Raw genomic sequence first — 14,886 nt, 5'->3', positions numbered from 1 at the left:
GGGACGCGAGCGGTGCCCCAAAGGGGCGCTGGGGTCCCCCGGACGAAGTCTGGGGGTGGGGGCACCTCCCGGACGAAGTCTGGGGGAGAACCGCGCGACCAGCCACCCCGGACCCGCGCCGGACCGCTGGCCGCTTTGGCTGCGCGCCGAGGAGGCGGCCACCGGGGCGGTACAGGAGGTGGCGGTGCGGTACGCGGCCAACGCCCCGTTCACCGCGCTGCTCAGTCTCAGGGCCCTGTCCGCCGGGCAGTGGACGGTCACCCTGGAGACCCGGGGCCCGGAGGGCACCCGCCGCACCTCGCAGCTGCCCACCCCCGCCGGGCTCCCCCCAGCCCGCTGGTACCGCCGGGGCCGTCCGCACTCCGCCGAGCCGCTGCCCGCCGACGACACCGGCACCCTGACCCTGCGGATCGCCCCGATCGCCCTCGGCCCCGCGGTCCGCCGCCGCCTGGCCGACCTCCGCCGACGTGCCTTTCGGATCAGCGCCTCCCGGATCAGCCCGTCCCGGAAGAACCGAACGCCTCGGGACCGAACGCCGGACTGAATCGCCGCAGGACCGAATCGCCCCGGGTTGAACGCCTCCGGGTCGGCGTCGGCCTGCGGTGGATGCGCGGATGAGGCGCACCGGCCCGTCAGGCGGCGGAAATTGCGGTGCGCGGAGGACCGCGGGCGGCTAGGGCCGCCGGCATGTTCCCTCAGATCTACGGCTGACCAGGGACGGGGCAGTGCCCCGATCTCCCTCCCGCATGCCCGTGTACGCGCGCCCAGGACCGAGCCAGTGCTCGGCGGGGGCGGCGCGTCGGCGTGCCGTCCTTCTTCGCCGCAGCCCTGAAACGAGTGAGCCCCTTTGTCTTCCGCGACTTCCCTGTCTTCCGTGTCTTCCGTGTCTTCCACGCCCGCCAAGCCCTCCGCGGCCTCCGCGCGCCCCACCGCCTCCGTGTCCCGTCGCCGCGCCCATATCGCGATGATCGGGAATCCCCTGGTCAGCCATGTGCGGCCGAGTCTTGAGGTGATCCGCGAGCTGGTGGCCCGGGGGCACCGCGTGAGCTATGCCAACGACCCGGCGATGGCCGATCTGCTCGCGCCCACCGGCGCCGGACTCGTCCCCTGCACCTCGGTGCTGCCGTTCGCCCGAGGTCGCCCGCCGCCTGCGTCAGCTGCGCACCGAGGCGCGGTCCGAGGGCGGCACCCGGCGGGCCGCCGACCTGGTCGAGTCCCTGCTGAGCTGAGCCCGCCCTCCCCCCGGCGGGGGTGGTGAAGACGGCTCCGGGCCGCCCCAGCGGGGGTGGTGAAGGCGGCTCCGGGCTGCCCACCGCCCCCGCCTCCCGCGCGGCGTTCACCTCCAGGTGGCGGTCTCCGGGTCGACCCCCCGCGCCGCGGCGTTGGCGGCGATCACCTCGTACAGCCAGTGGGCGAGGCCCGGAGCGAGAGCGTCGAAGTACGCGGTGAACCCGGGGTCCTCGGTGAACATCCGCCCCATGCAGACATGCATCGAGTGGGTGCAGTCGAAGTAGGTCGAGAGCAGCTCGCGGTGCCGCTCGGCGAGCGCGTCGGCCTCGGCGGAGCCGGGCGCCACACCGGCGCGCCGCGCGGCGGCGAGGTCGGCGTTCCAGGTCTCGGTGGCGGCGGCGACCTCCTTCCAGTCCTCCGCCGACATGTCGGCGGCCCGCTCGGCGTACTGCGCCCACTGGGCACTCTCGCCCCAGCGGTCCTCGGCCTCCTCGACCCAGGTCGGTTGCCAGTCGGCGCCGAAGATCTCGACCTGCTCCTGCGGAGTCAGCCGCATTCCGGTCCGCGAGGCCTCCAGCATCCGGTCGACCGCGCCCACCATCTTCCGCAGGCGGGCGATGCGCTCCTCCAACTGCGTCCGCTGCCGGCGCAGATGGCTGCGGGCGTCCGCCCCGGGGTCGTCGAGGATCCGGCCTATCTCGGCCAGTGGGAAGCCGATCTCCCGGTAGACCAGGACCCGGTGGAGCCGGGCGATGTCCTCCTCGGAGTACACCCGGTACCCGGCCCAGGTGCGTCCGCTCGGGCGCACCAGGCCGATCCCGTCCCAGTGGTGCAGCGTCCGCACGCTGACCCCGACCAGTGCCGCCGTCCGGCCGACGGTGAGCCCCTCGGGGCCGACGGGCTCGGCGCTCTCCCCGGTGAGGTCCGGTGGCCCTCCCCGGGCTTCGTTCGTCACCCGGACAGTGTCACCCACGCTCAGCCGCACCACCGGTCCGTCCGCCTCTCCTCTCCGGGTGTACGCACGGGGGTCAGCTGCGCGGGATCTCGATGCCCACGGCGCGCAGGCTCTCCGCCTGCGCGCTGTCCGGATCGATCGGCCGCGCGGCCGTCATCACCACCCGCGCGTTCTCCGGTGTGACGACGGTCAACTCCAGGGAGTTCCAGGGCATCTCCCTGGGGCCGCTGGTGCAGCCGGGTACGAACTCCTCGCAGCGGGCGGCGATCTCCTCGATCTGGCTGGGTACGCAGGAGAAGCAGATGCTCATCGCGGGAGTCTGCGCCGCCTGCTCCCCGGGCACCAGCAGCACGTCCTGGAAGGCCCAGCGCCGCAGGTGGACCACCTGCCCGGGGATGGAGAACAGGTCGATGAACCCCAGACCCCGGACCCAGAAGTCCTTGGATGCCGCGAGGTCGCGGGTGGGCAGGCTGCTGTACACGGGCATGCCGTAGAAGCCGCTGTACGGCTCGGGGGCGACGGCGTCGAGGTCCGGCAGGGGAACCGGGCTGATGTATGCGCTCATGCCCTCGATGCTCAAGCCTCCCGTCGCGTGAGGGTCAAACCCGGTCCGTACCCGACCGGGCCCCGCCGGGAACGGCGGCGCCCCGCCACCGGATGGTGTCCGGTGGCGGGGCGCCGTTGGCGGTGCGGCCGGGTGCCGGCCGCGCTCCGGGCCTACGCGTGGGTGCGCAGCAGGGTGCGCATGGTGCGCATCGCCACGGAGAGGTTGGCCAGGTCGAAGGTCTCCGAGCTCTGGATCTCCTCCAGGGTGGTGCGGGCCCGCTGGAGGATGGCCGCGTTCTTCTCCTCCCAGGTCTTGAACCGCTCCTCGGGGTCCGAGGTGCCGTTGCCGACCGAGAGCACATCGGCGGTGAGGGCCGAGTGCGCCGCGTACAGGTCCTCGCGAATGGAGGCGCGGGCCATCGACTGCCACCGGTCGTTGCGCGGCAGCTCGATGATGCGGTCCATCAGCTGGGTGATCTGCAGCCGGTCGGCCAGGGAGTAGTAGACCTCGGCGACGGCCAGCGGCTCCTTGCCGATGCGGTCGGCGGTGCCCACCACGTCCAGTGCCGGGAAGGCGGAGGAGAACCCGGCGACCTTGGTGGCCAGATCCTCCGGCACTCCGGCGGAGCTGAGCTCCTCGTGGATGTTCTGGTACCACTCCAGGTCGGCGCCGCGCAGCAGCTTGGGCAGCTCGGCCCAGACGGTTGCCACGCCCTCGCGGAAGAAGTCGATGGTCTGGGCCAGCTCCAGCGGCTGGGGGCGGTTGTTGAGCAGCCAGCGGGCGCCGCGCTCCACCAGACGGCGGGAGTGCAGGCGGATCCGGGTCTGGATGGCGGCCGGGACCACGTTGTCCAGGGACTCGACCTGGTCCCAGACCTCGCCCAGGCCGAAGATGGCGCGGGCGGCGGTCTGCGCGCGGACGATCTCCTCGATGGAGGCGCCGGTCTCCTCCCGCATCCGGTGCAGGAAGGTGATGCCGCCGGAGTTGACGGTGTCGTTGACCAGCACCGTGGTGATGATCTCGCGGCGCAGCGCGTGGGCGTCGATCTGCTCGCCGAACTGCTCGTTGAGCGCCTTGGGGAAGTAGGCGTGCAGCAGGCGCTGGAGGTAGGGGTCGTCCGGCAGCGAGGTGCCGAGCAGCTCCTGGGCCACCGTGATCTTGGTGTAGGCGAGCAGGACGGCCAGCTCGGGCTGGGTGAGGCCGCGTCCGGCGGACAGCCGCTCGCGGATCACCCGGTCGGTGGGCAGGAACTCCAGCGCGCGGTCCAGGTGCCCGTCGCGCACCAGGCGGCGCATGGTGCGCTGGTGGGCGTGGAGCAGGCTGTGGGCCTGGGCGATGGCGTTGGCCAGGGCCACGTTCTGCGCGTAGTTGTTGCGCAGTACCAGCGCGCCGACCTCGTCGGTCATCTCGGCGAGCAGCTTGTTGCGCTGCTTGACGGTCATGTCGCCGTCCCGGACCAGCGCGTTGAGCAGGATCTTGATGTTCACCTCGTGGTCGGAGGTGTCCACACCGGCGCTGTTGTCGATGGCGTCGGTGTTGATCCGGCCGCCGGTCAGCGCGAACTCGATGCGGCCGAGCTGGGTCAGGCCCAGGTTGCCGCCCTCGCCGACCACCTTGACGCGCAGGTCCTGGCCGTCCACCCGGATCGCGTCGTTGGCCTTGTCGCCGACGTCTCCGTGGCTTTCGGTGTGCGCCTTGACGTACGTACCGATGCCGCCGTTCCACAGCAGGTCCACCGGGGCCTTGAGGATGGTCTTCATCAGCTCGGCCGGGGTCATCTTGGCGATGCCGCGGTCGATGCCGAGGGCGGCGCGCACCTGCGGGGTGATCGGGATGGACTTGGCGCTGCGCGGGTGGACGCCGCCGCCCGCGGAGAGCAGGTCGGTGTCGTAGTCGGCCCAGGAGGAGCGGGGCAGCTCGAACAGCCGGCGGCGCTCGGCGTAGGAGACCGCGGCGTCCGGGTTCGGGTCGAGGAAGATGTGCCGGTGGTCGAAGGCGGCGACCAGCCGGATGTGCTCGCTCAGCAGCATGCCGTTGCCGAACACGTCGCCGGACATGTCGCCGACGCCGACCACCGTGAAGTCCTGGGTCTGGGTGTCGTGGCCCAGCTCGCGGAAGTGGCGCTTGACCGACTCCCAGGCGCCGCGGGCGGTGATGCCCATGCCCTTGTGGTCGTAGCCGGCGGAGCCGCCGGAGGCGAAGGCGTCGCCGAGCCAGAAGCCGTAGGACTGGGCCACCTCGTTGGCGATGTCGGAGAAGGTGGCGGTGCCCTTGTCGGCGGCGACCACCAGGTAGGTGTCGTCGCCGTCGTGCCGGACCACGTCCTTGGGCGGTACGACCTCGCCGCCGACCAGGTTGTCGGTGATGTCCAGCAGACCGGAGATGAAGGTCTTGTAGCTGGCGACGCCCTCGGCCAGCCAGGCGTCCCGGTCCACGGTCGGGTCCGGCAGCCGCTTGCCGACGAAGCCGCCCTTGGCGCCCACCGGCACGATGACGGTGTTCTTCACCATCTGCGCCTTGACCAGGCCGAGGATCTCGGTACGGAAGTCCTCGCGCCGGTCGGACCAGCGCAGACCACCGCGCGCGACCTTGCCGAAGCGCAGGTGCACACCCTCCACGCGCGGCGAGTACACCCAGATCTCGTACGCCGGGCGGGGCGCGGGCAGGTCGGGGATGGCCTGCGGGTCCAGCTTCATGGACAGGTAGGGGTGCGGCGCACCGTCCTCGCCCGTCTGGAAGTGGTTGGTGCGCAGGGTGGCCTTGATGAGGGTGAGGAAGGCGCGCAGGATGCGGTCCTCGTCGAGCGAGGCCACCTGGTCCAGCGCGGCCTCCAGCTCCTCCAGCAGGGCGTCGGTGAGTTCCAGGCCGGCGCGCTGCCGCTCCGGGGACATCCGCGCCTCGAACAGGCTCACCAGCAGCCGGGTGGTGTGCACGTTGGTGCGGAGGGTGTCCTCCATGTACGCCTGGCTGAAGGTGGAACCGGCCTGCCGCAGGTACTTGGCGTAGGCGCGCAGCACCATGGCCTGCCGCCAGTCCAGGCCGGCGCCGAGCACCAGCTGGTTGAAGTTGTCGTTCTCGGCCCGGCCGGTCCACACCGCGGCGAACGCGTTCTGGAAGCGCTCGCGGGCGTCGTCCGGCAGCGGGTCGCCGTTGCGGGCGGGCAGCCGCAGGCCGAAGTCGTAGATCCATGCCGAGGTGCGGTCCGAGCAGCGCAGCTCGTACGGGCGCTCGTCGACCACGTCCACGCCGAGCCGGCTGAGCACCGGCAGCACCTCGGAGAGGGAGACCTGGCTGCCGGCCCGGTAGATCTTGAAGCGCCGCTCGCCGGGGGCCGCGCCCACCGGCTCGTACAGGCTCAGCGCGAACTCGTGCTGCCCGCCGGCCGCGGTCAGCCGCTCCAGGTGCTGGAGGTCGGCGACGGCGCTGCGCGGCGAGTGGTCGGCCTTGTAGCCCTCGGGGAAGGCGTTGCCGTAGCGGCGCATCAGCTCGGCGGCGCGTTCCTCGCCGACCTCGGCGCCCAGCGCCTCGGCGAAGCCGTCGGCCCAGGAGCGGGCCGCCTCGACCAGTCGGCGCTCGATGCGCTCCACGTCGGCGTCGGTGAGGTCGGGCAGCTCGGTGCCGGGCTGCACCCGCACCACGAAGTGCAGTCGGGACAGGACCGACTCGGTGTGCAGGGCGGTGAAGTCGACCGGGACGCGGCCGTTCAGCTCCTCCAGCAGGATGTCGGTCAGCCGCAGCCGGACATCGGTGGTGAAGCGGTCGCGCGGCAGGTAGACCAGCGCGGAGTAGTAGCGCCCGTACTCGTCCTGGCGCAGGAAGAGCCGCAGCCGGCGGCGCTCTTGGAGGTAGAGCACCGAGGTGACGATGGAGCGGAGCTGGTCGACCGGGGTCTGGAAGAGCTCGTCGCGGGGGTAGGTCTCCAGGATCTGGAGCAGGTCGCGGCCGTCGTGGCTGGCGGGCGCGAAGCCGGCGCCGTCCAGCACCTCCTGCACCTTGCGGCGGATCACCGGCACCCGGCGCACCGACTCGGTGTACGCGGCGGAGGAGAACAGGCCCAGGAACCGGCGCTCGCCGATCACATTGCCCTTGGCGTCGAACTTCTTGACGCCGATGTAGTCGAGGTACGAGGGACGGTGCACGGTGGCGCGGCTGTTGGCCTTGGTGAGGACGAGCAGCTTGTGCTCGCGGGCCTTGGCGCGGGCGTCGGCGGGCAGCCGGCTGAAGGCCTGCGAGCCGGCCAGCGCGACGCCGTCGGTGTCGCGGTGCTTGGGGTCGGAGCGGAGGATGCCCAGGCCGGTGCCGGCGATGGCGCTCAGCACGTCCTCCTCGCCACCGGACTCGGTGGGCGCCTGGATCAGCTCGTACTCGCGGTAGCCGAGGAAGGTGAAGTGGTCGTCGGCGAGCCAGCGCAGCAGCTCGCGGGCCTCCTCCACCTCCTGCTCGCGCAGATCGTCGGCGATGGGTTCCTCGGGCAGCTCGGCGGCGATGCGCAGGGCCGCCTCGCGCATCTTCTCCCAGTCCTCGACGGCCTCGCGGACGTCGGAGAGCACCCGCAGCAGGTCGGCGGTGATCTGCTTGAGGTCGCCCCGGTCGGTCTCCCGGTCGATCTCGACGTGGATCCAGGACTCGATCAGCGCGTCGTGCGGCAGCGCGGCGCCGCCGTTGCCCTCCTTGGTGTCCAGCAGCTCGATCAGCTTGCCGGTCAGGTCGCGGCGCACGATCATCTGCGGGTGGATCACCACGTGGATGCCGCGTCCCTGGCGGGACAGCTCGTTGGTGACCGAGTCCACCAGGAAGGGCATGTCGTCGGTGACGACCTCGACCACGGAGTGCGGGCAGGTCCAGCCGTTCTCCTCGACGGTCGGGGTGTGCACGCGGACGCTCGCGGTCCCCTGAGGACGGTTTTCGGCCAGCCGGTGGTGGGAGAGGGCGGCGCCCAGGAGGTCCTCCGGGTCGCGCCCGGCCAGGTCCTCGGGCGCGGTGTGCAGGTAGTAGCGCTGGAGGTACGCGGCGAGGGCGTCCGGGTCCGGGCCCTGTACCGGTCCCCCGGCAGGGCTGTTCTCAGCTACCCGGGCGGCCCGCGCGAGCAGCTCGGCCTTGGCTTCGTCCAGCTTGGTCTGCATGTCCTCTGGCTCCTGTCGCGCGCCGTTGCGTGACATCGATGGCGGTGGCATCACGTCGATCACCTTGATCACGTCGTGGCGCGGAAAATCCGCTCCGATACGACGACGGTATGCCGGAATAGGGAAGGACAGGGGCGTTCTCGGCGGATCGGCGCCGGTTCCCCTGGAGAAACGGATCAGCGGCAGCCCGGTCGCCGAAGCACCCCGGGCGCACAGCCGAGGCGTCGTCGCCTCTGGCGGATATCGCGCTGATCACGACGTAAGGCTACCCCTCTTCCCCCGGGGCCCGTCATGAGCCGTATGTGTACAAAACCCGACCCGGATGTTTGACGGATTGGACAGCTGTGCGATGGCCGGAAGGTGTGCTCGCGGGCGGAGGGCCCCGGATGCTGCGTGTTCCGGACACCGCGCCGGGGCAGCGAGTAGCGTGACATCACGCGGGCCGTGCGCGGTGCGTCCGCCGCAGGGAAGGCGGGTGGCGCGTCCGTCGTGCGGAGGCGGGCGGTGCGGTCCGTCGTGCGGGCCGCGCGAGCTACCTTCGCCGCGGGGCGGCCTCGCGGCGAACGGAACCGAACCCGCGACAGATCAGAGGTGGGCGGCATGGCGGCGAAGATCCTGATCGTTACCGGCGACGCGGCCGAATCGCTGGAGGTGTTCTACCCCTACCAGCGCCTCCGTGAAGAAGGATACGACGTCCACATCGCGGCGCCCAGCCGCAAGAAGCTCCGCTTCGTGGTGCACGACTTCGAGGAGGGCTACGACACCTACACCGAGAAGCCGGGCTACACCTGGCCCGCCGACCTCGCCTTCTCCGAGGTCGACGCCGGGCAGTACGCCGCGCTGGTGATCCCCGGTGGCCGCGCCCCGGAGTACCTGCGCAACGACCCCGAACTCCGCAAGATCCTCAAGGCGTTCTTCGACGCGGACAAGCCGGTCGCCCAGACCTGCCACGGTCCTCTGCTGACCGCCGCCATCGAGGGGCTGAGCGGGCGCCGGGTGACCGCCTACCCGGCGCTGGAGCCGGACATGCAGACGGCCGGGGCCAGCTTCCAGGACCAGGAGACGGTGGTCGACGGCAACCTGGTGTCCGCCCGCGCCTGGCCGGACAACCCGGGCTGGATGCGCGAGTTCCTGCGCGTACTGCGCGCGAAGTCCCCGGCGAACTGACCGGCTACGGCCCAGCTCGCCGACGAGGCGACGGACCACGCCGGGGCGCCGGTGAGCGGCCTGGGCCGGGGCGCCGGTGAGCGGAACAGCCTTGGCCGAGGTGAGCCGTCCTGGGCCGGGGCGCGGACGAGCTGGCCGTGCGCCTGGCGGCCACCGGCGGCGCCGCGCTGCTACCGGGCGCCGCCGACGAGCTGCTGGGCCAGCTCGGTGGCCTCTTCCAGCGAGTCCACCACCGGCACCCCGGCGGCGGCCAGGCTGGACCGGCTGTGCGAGCCCCCGGTGTAGAGCACCGCGTGCGCCCCCGCGTGCGCGGCGGCCGTGGCGTCGTCCAGCGCGTCGCCGATGACCACCACCCGGTCGGGGCTGAGCCCGTCCAGCGCGGCGATGTGCCGGACCATCTGCTCGGCCTTGCCGAGGTGGATGCCCTCGGTGCGCCCGTCCACGCGTATGAAGTGCTGGTCGATCCCGTAGGTCCGCACCAGGGGGAGCAGCCGGTCGTGGGCGGCCAGTGAGCACAGCGACTGGGTGAGCCCGGCGGCCTGCCAGTCCGCCAGCAGCTCCCGCGCTCCCGCGGCGAGCGCCGCGCTCTGCGCCCGGGCGTGGTAGTGGCGGTGGAAGGCGTCGTCCATGACCTGCCACTCGTCATCGCTGGGCAGCCGCCCCAGCAGCCGCTCGTAGAAGAGCGGCACCGGAACGCAGTACAGCTCCCGGTAGCGCTCCAGCGTGATCGGCGGCAGCCCGAGCTCCACGAAGGAGGCGTTGGTCGCCTCGACCACCACCTCGGTGTCGTGCAGCAGCGTGCCGTTCCAGTCCCAGACGATGTGCGCCATGTGCTTCCCCATGCTCACGGACAGTACCTGCTGGCACTGACAGTTCCATCCCCCGGGGCGGCGTCCCACAGGACCCCGCCACCCGAACCCGCCGGGCTCTCGCGCTCCGGCACCCGCCCTGACCAGGTATGACCTGGCGCGGCGAGCCTCACCGTGGTGTGCTCAGCCGATCAGATTGGAGATCTCCTGCGTCGCGTACCAGAGCAGCTCATGGTCCTCGGCGCCGTCCACCACGAACTGTGCGTCGTCATCCCCCAGATCGGCCGCGCCCAACGCCTCGGCGGCGGCGGCCACATCGGCCTCCGCGTCATCCGCGTCGACATGCACCGCGGCGGCCTTGGACAGCGGCACCGAGGCGCTGATCCGGACCTCGCCGAGGGCGGAGTGGTCCAGCCCGCGGTCGGGATCCGCGACCGCCGCACCGTCGGCGACGTCGACCGCGATCACCACCCGGCGCCGGGGCGCCTTCGGGTCCACGGCCAGCTGACGCAGCGAGGCCTGGGCGGCCCGGCTCAGGGCCGCGTACTCCAGCTCCTCGATGTCGTCGGAGAGGTACCACTCGCGCAGCGCGGGCGTCACGGCATAGGCGTCCAGCGGTGCCGGGCCCAGCTCGCCCGCCTTGTACGCCTCGGCGAGCCCGGGGAGAGTCAGGGGGACGTAGACGCGCATGGCTGCCGCTTTCGTGAAGGCTCTTCGGGACTACGGACACATGGATGTGCGGCCAGCATACGGGCGCCGGCCCGGGCACGGGGCAGCCCGGCCCGGAACGCCCGGCCGCCTCTCTCCGTACCGGGATCCCCGGCCATCCCTCGGATAGGTGAATCCCGCCGAGCACCCGGCACCCCGGCCGGAGGCCCTTGTCCCCCGCGAAAAGCCGCCGATACAAGACTCCCGCACGGAAGTTACCAACTAGTACGACGCGGGCCGGGAACGGGGCGAGGGGCATGAGCGGAACCACCACGAACGCGCCAGTGGCGCGGATCCTCACAGGCAGGACGACGGCACCCGGCGAGGAAGACCGGTCACCGGGAGCGGGGCGGTGCCCGGACCGCCGCCAGGAGACGGCCACCGGGCCCGCCACGGAAGCGGACCGGGCCTCGGTGCGGATGGCGGCCTCCGCGGCCGACGGACGGGTCCCCGCGCGGGCGGCCGGGACCGTCCCGGCAGAGACCGCCGGGCAGGTCCCCGCACAGGCCACCCGACCGATCCCCGCACAAGCCGCAAGGGCGGTCCCGCCGCAGGGTGACGGGCAGGCCGCTACCCAGGCCGCCAGGCAGGCAGGTCCACAGACCGCCGTACGAGTCCCCGCACAGACCCCTGGACCACTCCCCGCACAAGCCGCCGAGCGGGTCCCGGCACAGGGCGACGGGCAGGCCGCCACCCAGGCGGCCAGGCAGGTCCCCGCACAGACCGCCGTACGAGTCCCCGCGCAAGCCGACGGACCGGCCCCCGCGCAACCCACCGCCGGGCGGGTCCCGACGCAGGGCGGGGGGCGGTCGCGGGTGGCGCGGGGTGGCCGTCCACCGGGCCGCCGGGACGGTCGGCGCCCCGGGCTGACCCGGGCCCTGTCGCGGGAGACCACCGCCGCCGTGCAGCGTCAGGTGCTCGACGATCAGCCCCGCTACTGGTTCGCCCACCGGCTGCTGCTCACCCTCAGCGGGCGCCGCCCGGTCCACACCCTGCTGGGGCACGCCCTGCCCGAGGCGTACGACCAGCTGGCCGAGCTGGCCCCCGGGGCGCCGTTACGTCCCGCCGGCAGGCTGTCCGAGGCCCCGTACGTGGCGCGCTGCGACCAGTACGAGCCGCGCCAGGGCGTGATCGAGGCCTTCGCGCGGGTGGCCTTCGGGGAGCGGCTGGCGGCCTTCGCCTTCCGGCTGGAGCGCGGGGAGGACGAGCGCTGGCGGTGCGCCGCGATCGACCTCGGCCCGGAGGCCGGCCCCCGCCCGGGACACATCCCCGCCGGGCGGTGCTGACCGCCGGGCCGCCACGGGCCCGGAACACGCCTCGGGCCGGGGGCGGTGATCACCACCGCACCCCGGCCCGAATACAGGTCCGTCAACGCGCCCGCCGCGCCGCCCGGGGAAAGGACACCCGAAGGGGCGATTACGCGGCGCCCGGCCCCGGAGAGGGCCGGGAATCCCGGCCCCTCGCCCGGGGCGACCGCGAGGACTACTTCTTGCGGCGGCGACCGCCCTTGCTCGCCTTGCGGCGCTCGGCGCGGGTGAGGCCGTCGGACTCCGAGGCGCGGGGGGCCGGGGGCTGGTCGGAGGTGGCGAAGTCACCCTCGACGATGTCGCCCTCACCGTCCACCTTGGGGGCGGTGAAGTGGAGCTTGTCCGGACGCTGCGGGGCCTCCAGGCCCTTGGCGTGGATCTCCGGGCGGGCGGTCGCGGCGGCCGGCACCGCGGTCTCCTTCTCCTTGCGCAGGGACGCCTTCTCCTCCGCGTCCTCCACCGGGACCTCCTCGACCTGCTGCTCGACCTGGACCTCCAGGTTGAACAGGTAGCCGACGGACTCCTCCTTGATGCCCTCCATCATGGCGGTGAACATGTCGAAGCCCTCGCGCTGGTACTCGACCAGCGGGTCCTTCTGCGCCATGGCGCGCAGGCCGATGCCCTCCTGGAGGTAGTCCATCTCGTAGAGGTGCTCGCGCCACTTGCGGTCCAGCACGGAGAGCACCACGCGGCGCTCCAGCTCGCGCATGATGTCCGAGCCGAGCTGCTCCTCGCGGGCTTCGTACTGCCGGTGGATGTCCTCCTTGACGGACTCGGCGATGAACTCCGCGGTGAGCCCCTCGCGGTCGCCGGCCGCCTCCTCCAGCTCCTCGATGGTGACCTGCACCGGGTAGAGCTGCTTGAACGCGCCCCACAGCCGGTCCAGGTCCCACTCCTCGGCGAAGCCCTCCACCGTCTCGGCCTGGATGTAGGCGTCGATGGTGTCGTCCATGAAGTGCCGGATCTGCTCGTGCAGGTCCTCGCCCTCCAGCACACGGCGCCGCTCGCCGTAGATGACCTCGCGCTGCCGGTTGAGGACCTCGTCGTACTTCAGGACGTTCTTACGGGTCTCGAAGTTCTGCTGCTCGACCTGCGACTGGGCGGAGGCGATGGCGCGGGTGACCATCTTGTTCTCGATCGGCACATCGTCGGGGACGTTCGCCATGGCCATCACGCGCTCGACCATCTGCGCCTTGAACAGCCGCATCAGGTCGTCGCCGAGCGAGAGGTAGAAGCGGGACTCGCCGGGGTCGCCCTGGCGGCCGGAGCGACCGCGCAGCTGGTTGTCGATGCGCCGCGACTCGTGGCGCTCGGTGCCCAGCACATAGAGCCCGCCGAGCTTCTTGACCTCTTCGAACTCGGCCTTGACCGCGGCCTCGGCGCGCTCCAGCGCGGCGGGCAGCTCCGCCGCCCACTCCTCGACGTGCTCGACCGGGTCCAGGCCCTTGGCGCGCAGCTCCGCCTCGGCGATGTCGTCCGGGTTGCCGCCGAGCTTGATGTCCGTACCGCGGCCGGCCATGTTGGTGGCCACCGTCACGGCGCCCTTGCGGCCCGCCTGGGCCACGATGACGGCCTCGCGGTCGTGCTGCTTGGCGTTGAGCACCTCGTGCCGCACACCGCGCTTGTCGAGCTGCTGGGAGAGGTACTCGGACTTCTCCACGGAGGTGGTGCCGACCAGGACCGGCTGGCCCTTCTCGTGCTTGTCGACGATGTCCTCGACCACCGCGGCGAACTTGGCGACCTCGGTGCGGTAGATCAGGTCGGACTGGTCCTTGCGGACCATCGGCTTGTTCGTCGGGATCGGCACGACGCCGAGCTTGTAGATCTGGTGGAACTCGGCGGCCTCGGTCATGGCCGTACCGGTCATACCGGACAGCTTGTCGTAGAGGCGGAAGAAGTTCTGCAGGGTGATCGTGGCGAGGGTCTGGTTCTCGTCCTTGATCTCCACCCCTTCCTTCGCCTCGATCGCCTGGTGCATGCCCTCGTTGTAGCGGCGGCCGGCGAGGATACGTCCGGTGTGCTCGTCGACGATCATGACCTCGCCGTCGATGACGACGTAGTCCTTGTCCTTCTTGAACAGTTCCTTCGCCTTGATGGCGTTGTTCAGATAGCCGACGAGCGGGGTGTTGACCGACTCGTAGAGGTTGTCGATGCCCAGCCAGTCCTCGACCTTCTGGACACCGGCCTCGTGGATGCCGACGGTGCGCTTCTTCTCGTCGACCTCGTAGTCGCCGGTCTCCTCCAGCCCCTTCAGCGGGTTGGCGGCCTCGCCCTTGGTCAGCCGGGTGACCAGCTTGGCGAAGTCGCCGTACCACTTGGTGGCCTGGTCCGCCGGGCCGGAGATGATCAGCGGGGTACGGGCCTCGTCCACCAGGATGGAGTCGACCTCGTCGACGATGGCGAAGTTGTGGCCGCGCTGCACCAGCTCGTCCTGCGCCCACGCCATGTTGTCGCGCAGGTAGTCGAAGCCGAACTCGTTGTTGGTGCCGTAGGTGATGTCGCAGGCGTACTGCTCGCGGCGCTGCGCCGGCGTCATGTTCGCCAGGATGCAACCGACCGAGAGGCCGAGGAACTTGTGGACCCGGCCCATCATCTCGGAGTCGCGCTCGGCCAGGTAGTCGTTGACCGTGATCAGGTGCACGCCCTTGCCGGAGAGCGCGTTGAGGTAGGCCGGGAGGGTGCCGACGAGGGTCTTGCCCTCACCGGTCTTCATCTCGGCCACATATCCCAGGTGCAGCGCGGCGCCGCCCATGAGCTGGACGTCGTAGTGCCGCTGGCCCAGGACGCGCTTGGCGGCCTCACGGACGGTGGCGAACGCCTCGGGCATCAGGTCGTCCAGGCTCTCACCGGCGGCGTACCGCTCCTTGTACTCCTCGGTGAGAGCACGCAGCTCGGCGTCGGAGAGGGGCAGGAAGTCCTCTTCGATGGAATTGACCTGGTCCGCGATGCGGTGCAGCTTGCGCAGGATCTTGCCTTCGCCTGCACGCATGATTTTGTTGAGGACGGACACGTAGGCTGGCTCCTTGCCGGTCGGGCGTGG

General features: G+C 71.6%; 8 protein-coding genes and 2 pseudogenes. 4 read left to right on the top strand and 6 right to left on the bottom strand.

The features are described from left to right. A pseudogene (locus tag E4099_RS07725) lies at nucleotides 1–544 on the top strand (hypothetical protein); the annotation flags it as partial. A 420-nt stretch (nucleotides 545–964) separates the two neighbouring features. After that, a pseudogene (locus E4099_RS34040) lies at nucleotides 965–1,132 on the top strand (glycosyl transferase); the annotation flags it as partial. Nucleotides 1,133–1,336: 204 nt separating this feature from the next. Here E4099_RS34040 and E4099_RS07710 read toward each other — a convergent pair. The 3 genes from E4099_RS07710 to E4099_RS07700 all read right to left on the bottom strand — a co-directional run bounded on the left by E4099_RS07710 (nucleotide 1,337) and on the right by E4099_RS07700 (nucleotide 7,855). Next, a complete protein-coding gene (locus E4099_RS07710) occupies nucleotides 1,337–2,185 on the bottom strand; it encodes a MerR family transcriptional regulator (protein WP_209446549.1) in 849 nt (282 codons plus the stop codon). 73 nt (nucleotides 2,186–2,258) lie between these two features. After that, a complete protein-coding gene (locus E4099_RS07705; protein WP_135338199.1) occupies nucleotides 2,259–2,750 on the bottom strand; it encodes a VOC family protein in 492 nt (163 codons plus the stop codon). Between the two features lie 152 nt (nucleotides 2,751–2,902). Further along, complete coding sequence (locus E4099_RS07700) at nucleotides 2,903–7,855, bottom strand: NAD-glutamate dehydrogenase (RefSeq protein WP_135338198.1); 4,953 nt, start codon at nucleotides 7,853–7,855, stop codon at nucleotides 2,903–2,905. Nucleotides 7,856–8,455: 600 nt separating this feature from the next. Here E4099_RS07700 and E4099_RS07695 point away from each other — a divergent pair. Continuing rightward, nucleotides 8,456–9,022: a DJ-1/PfpI family protein gene (locus tag E4099_RS07695; protein ID WP_135338197.1), complete on the top strand. Its 567-nt coding sequence runs from the start codon at nucleotides 8,456–8,458 to the stop codon at nucleotides 9,020–9,022. Between the two features lie 170 nt (nucleotides 9,023–9,192). On the opposite strand, the gene E4099_RS07690 is transcribed toward E4099_RS07695, so the two are convergent. Together E4099_RS07690 and E4099_RS07685 are read right to left on the bottom strand one after the other, a co-directional pair. Beyond that, nucleotides 9,193–9,864: an HAD family hydrolase gene (locus E4099_RS07690; RefSeq protein WP_135338196.1), complete on the bottom strand. Its 672-nt coding sequence runs from the start codon at nucleotides 9,862–9,864 to the stop codon at nucleotides 9,193–9,195. Between the two features lie 150 nt (nucleotides 9,865–10,014). Continuing rightward, complete coding sequence (locus E4099_RS07685; protein WP_135338195.1) at nucleotides 10,015–10,521, bottom strand: DUF6912 family protein; 507 nt, start codon at nucleotides 10,519–10,521, stop codon at nucleotides 10,015–10,017. A 920-nt stretch (nucleotides 10,522–11,441) separates the two neighbouring features. Here E4099_RS07685 and E4099_RS07680 point away from each other — a divergent pair. Beyond that, nucleotides 11,442–11,825 carry an Rv3235 family protein gene (locus E4099_RS07680; RefSeq protein ID WP_135338194.1) on the top strand — a complete coding sequence of 128 codons (384 nt, stop codon included), beginning with the start codon at nucleotides 11,442–11,444 and terminating at the stop codon, nucleotides 11,823–11,825. A 196-nt stretch (nucleotides 11,826–12,021) separates the two neighbouring features. Here E4099_RS07680 and secA read toward each other — a convergent pair whose 3' ends face one another. Beyond that, the gene (secA, locus tag E4099_RS07675) at nucleotides 12,022–14,856 is read right to left on the bottom strand and encodes a preprotein translocase subunit SecA (protein ID WP_135338193.1); all 2,835 of its coding nucleotides are present in this window, start codon (nucleotides 14,854–14,856) and stop codon (nucleotides 12,022–12,024) included. Nucleotides 14,857–14,886: the final 30 nt, after the last annotated feature.

The sequence above is a fragment of the Streptomyces palmae genome, assembly GCF_004684805.1.
In the GTDB taxonomy this organism is placed as follows: Bacteria; Actinomycetota; Actinomycetes; order Streptomycetales; family Streptomycetaceae; genus Streptomyces; species Streptomyces palmae.
Note: the sequence above shows the minus strand (reverse complement) of the source record. Positions and strands in the feature narration are given on the sequence as shown.

Excerpts from the sequence above, each read along its gene's own strand:
- E4099_RS07705 (WP_135338199.1), bottom strand. The coding sequence starts at position 2,750 with ATGAGCGCATACATCAGCCCGGTTCCCCTGCCGGACCTCGACGCCGTC.
- E4099_RS07700 (WP_135338198.1), bottom strand. The coding sequence starts at position 7,855 with ATGCAGACCAAGCTGGACGAAGCCAAGGCCGAGCTGCTCGCGCGGGCC.
- E4099_RS07695 (WP_135338197.1), top strand. The coding sequence starts at position 8,456 with ATGGCGGCGAAGATCCTGATCGTTACCGGCGACGCGGCCGAATCGCTG.
- E4099_RS07690 (WP_135338196.1), bottom strand. The coding sequence starts at position 9,864 with ATGGGGAAGCACATGGCGCACATCGTCTGGGACTGGAACGGCACGCTG.
- E4099_RS07685 (WP_135338195.1), bottom strand. The coding sequence starts at position 10,521 with ATGCGCGTCTACGTCCCCCTGACTCTCCCCGGGCTCGCCGAGGCGTAC.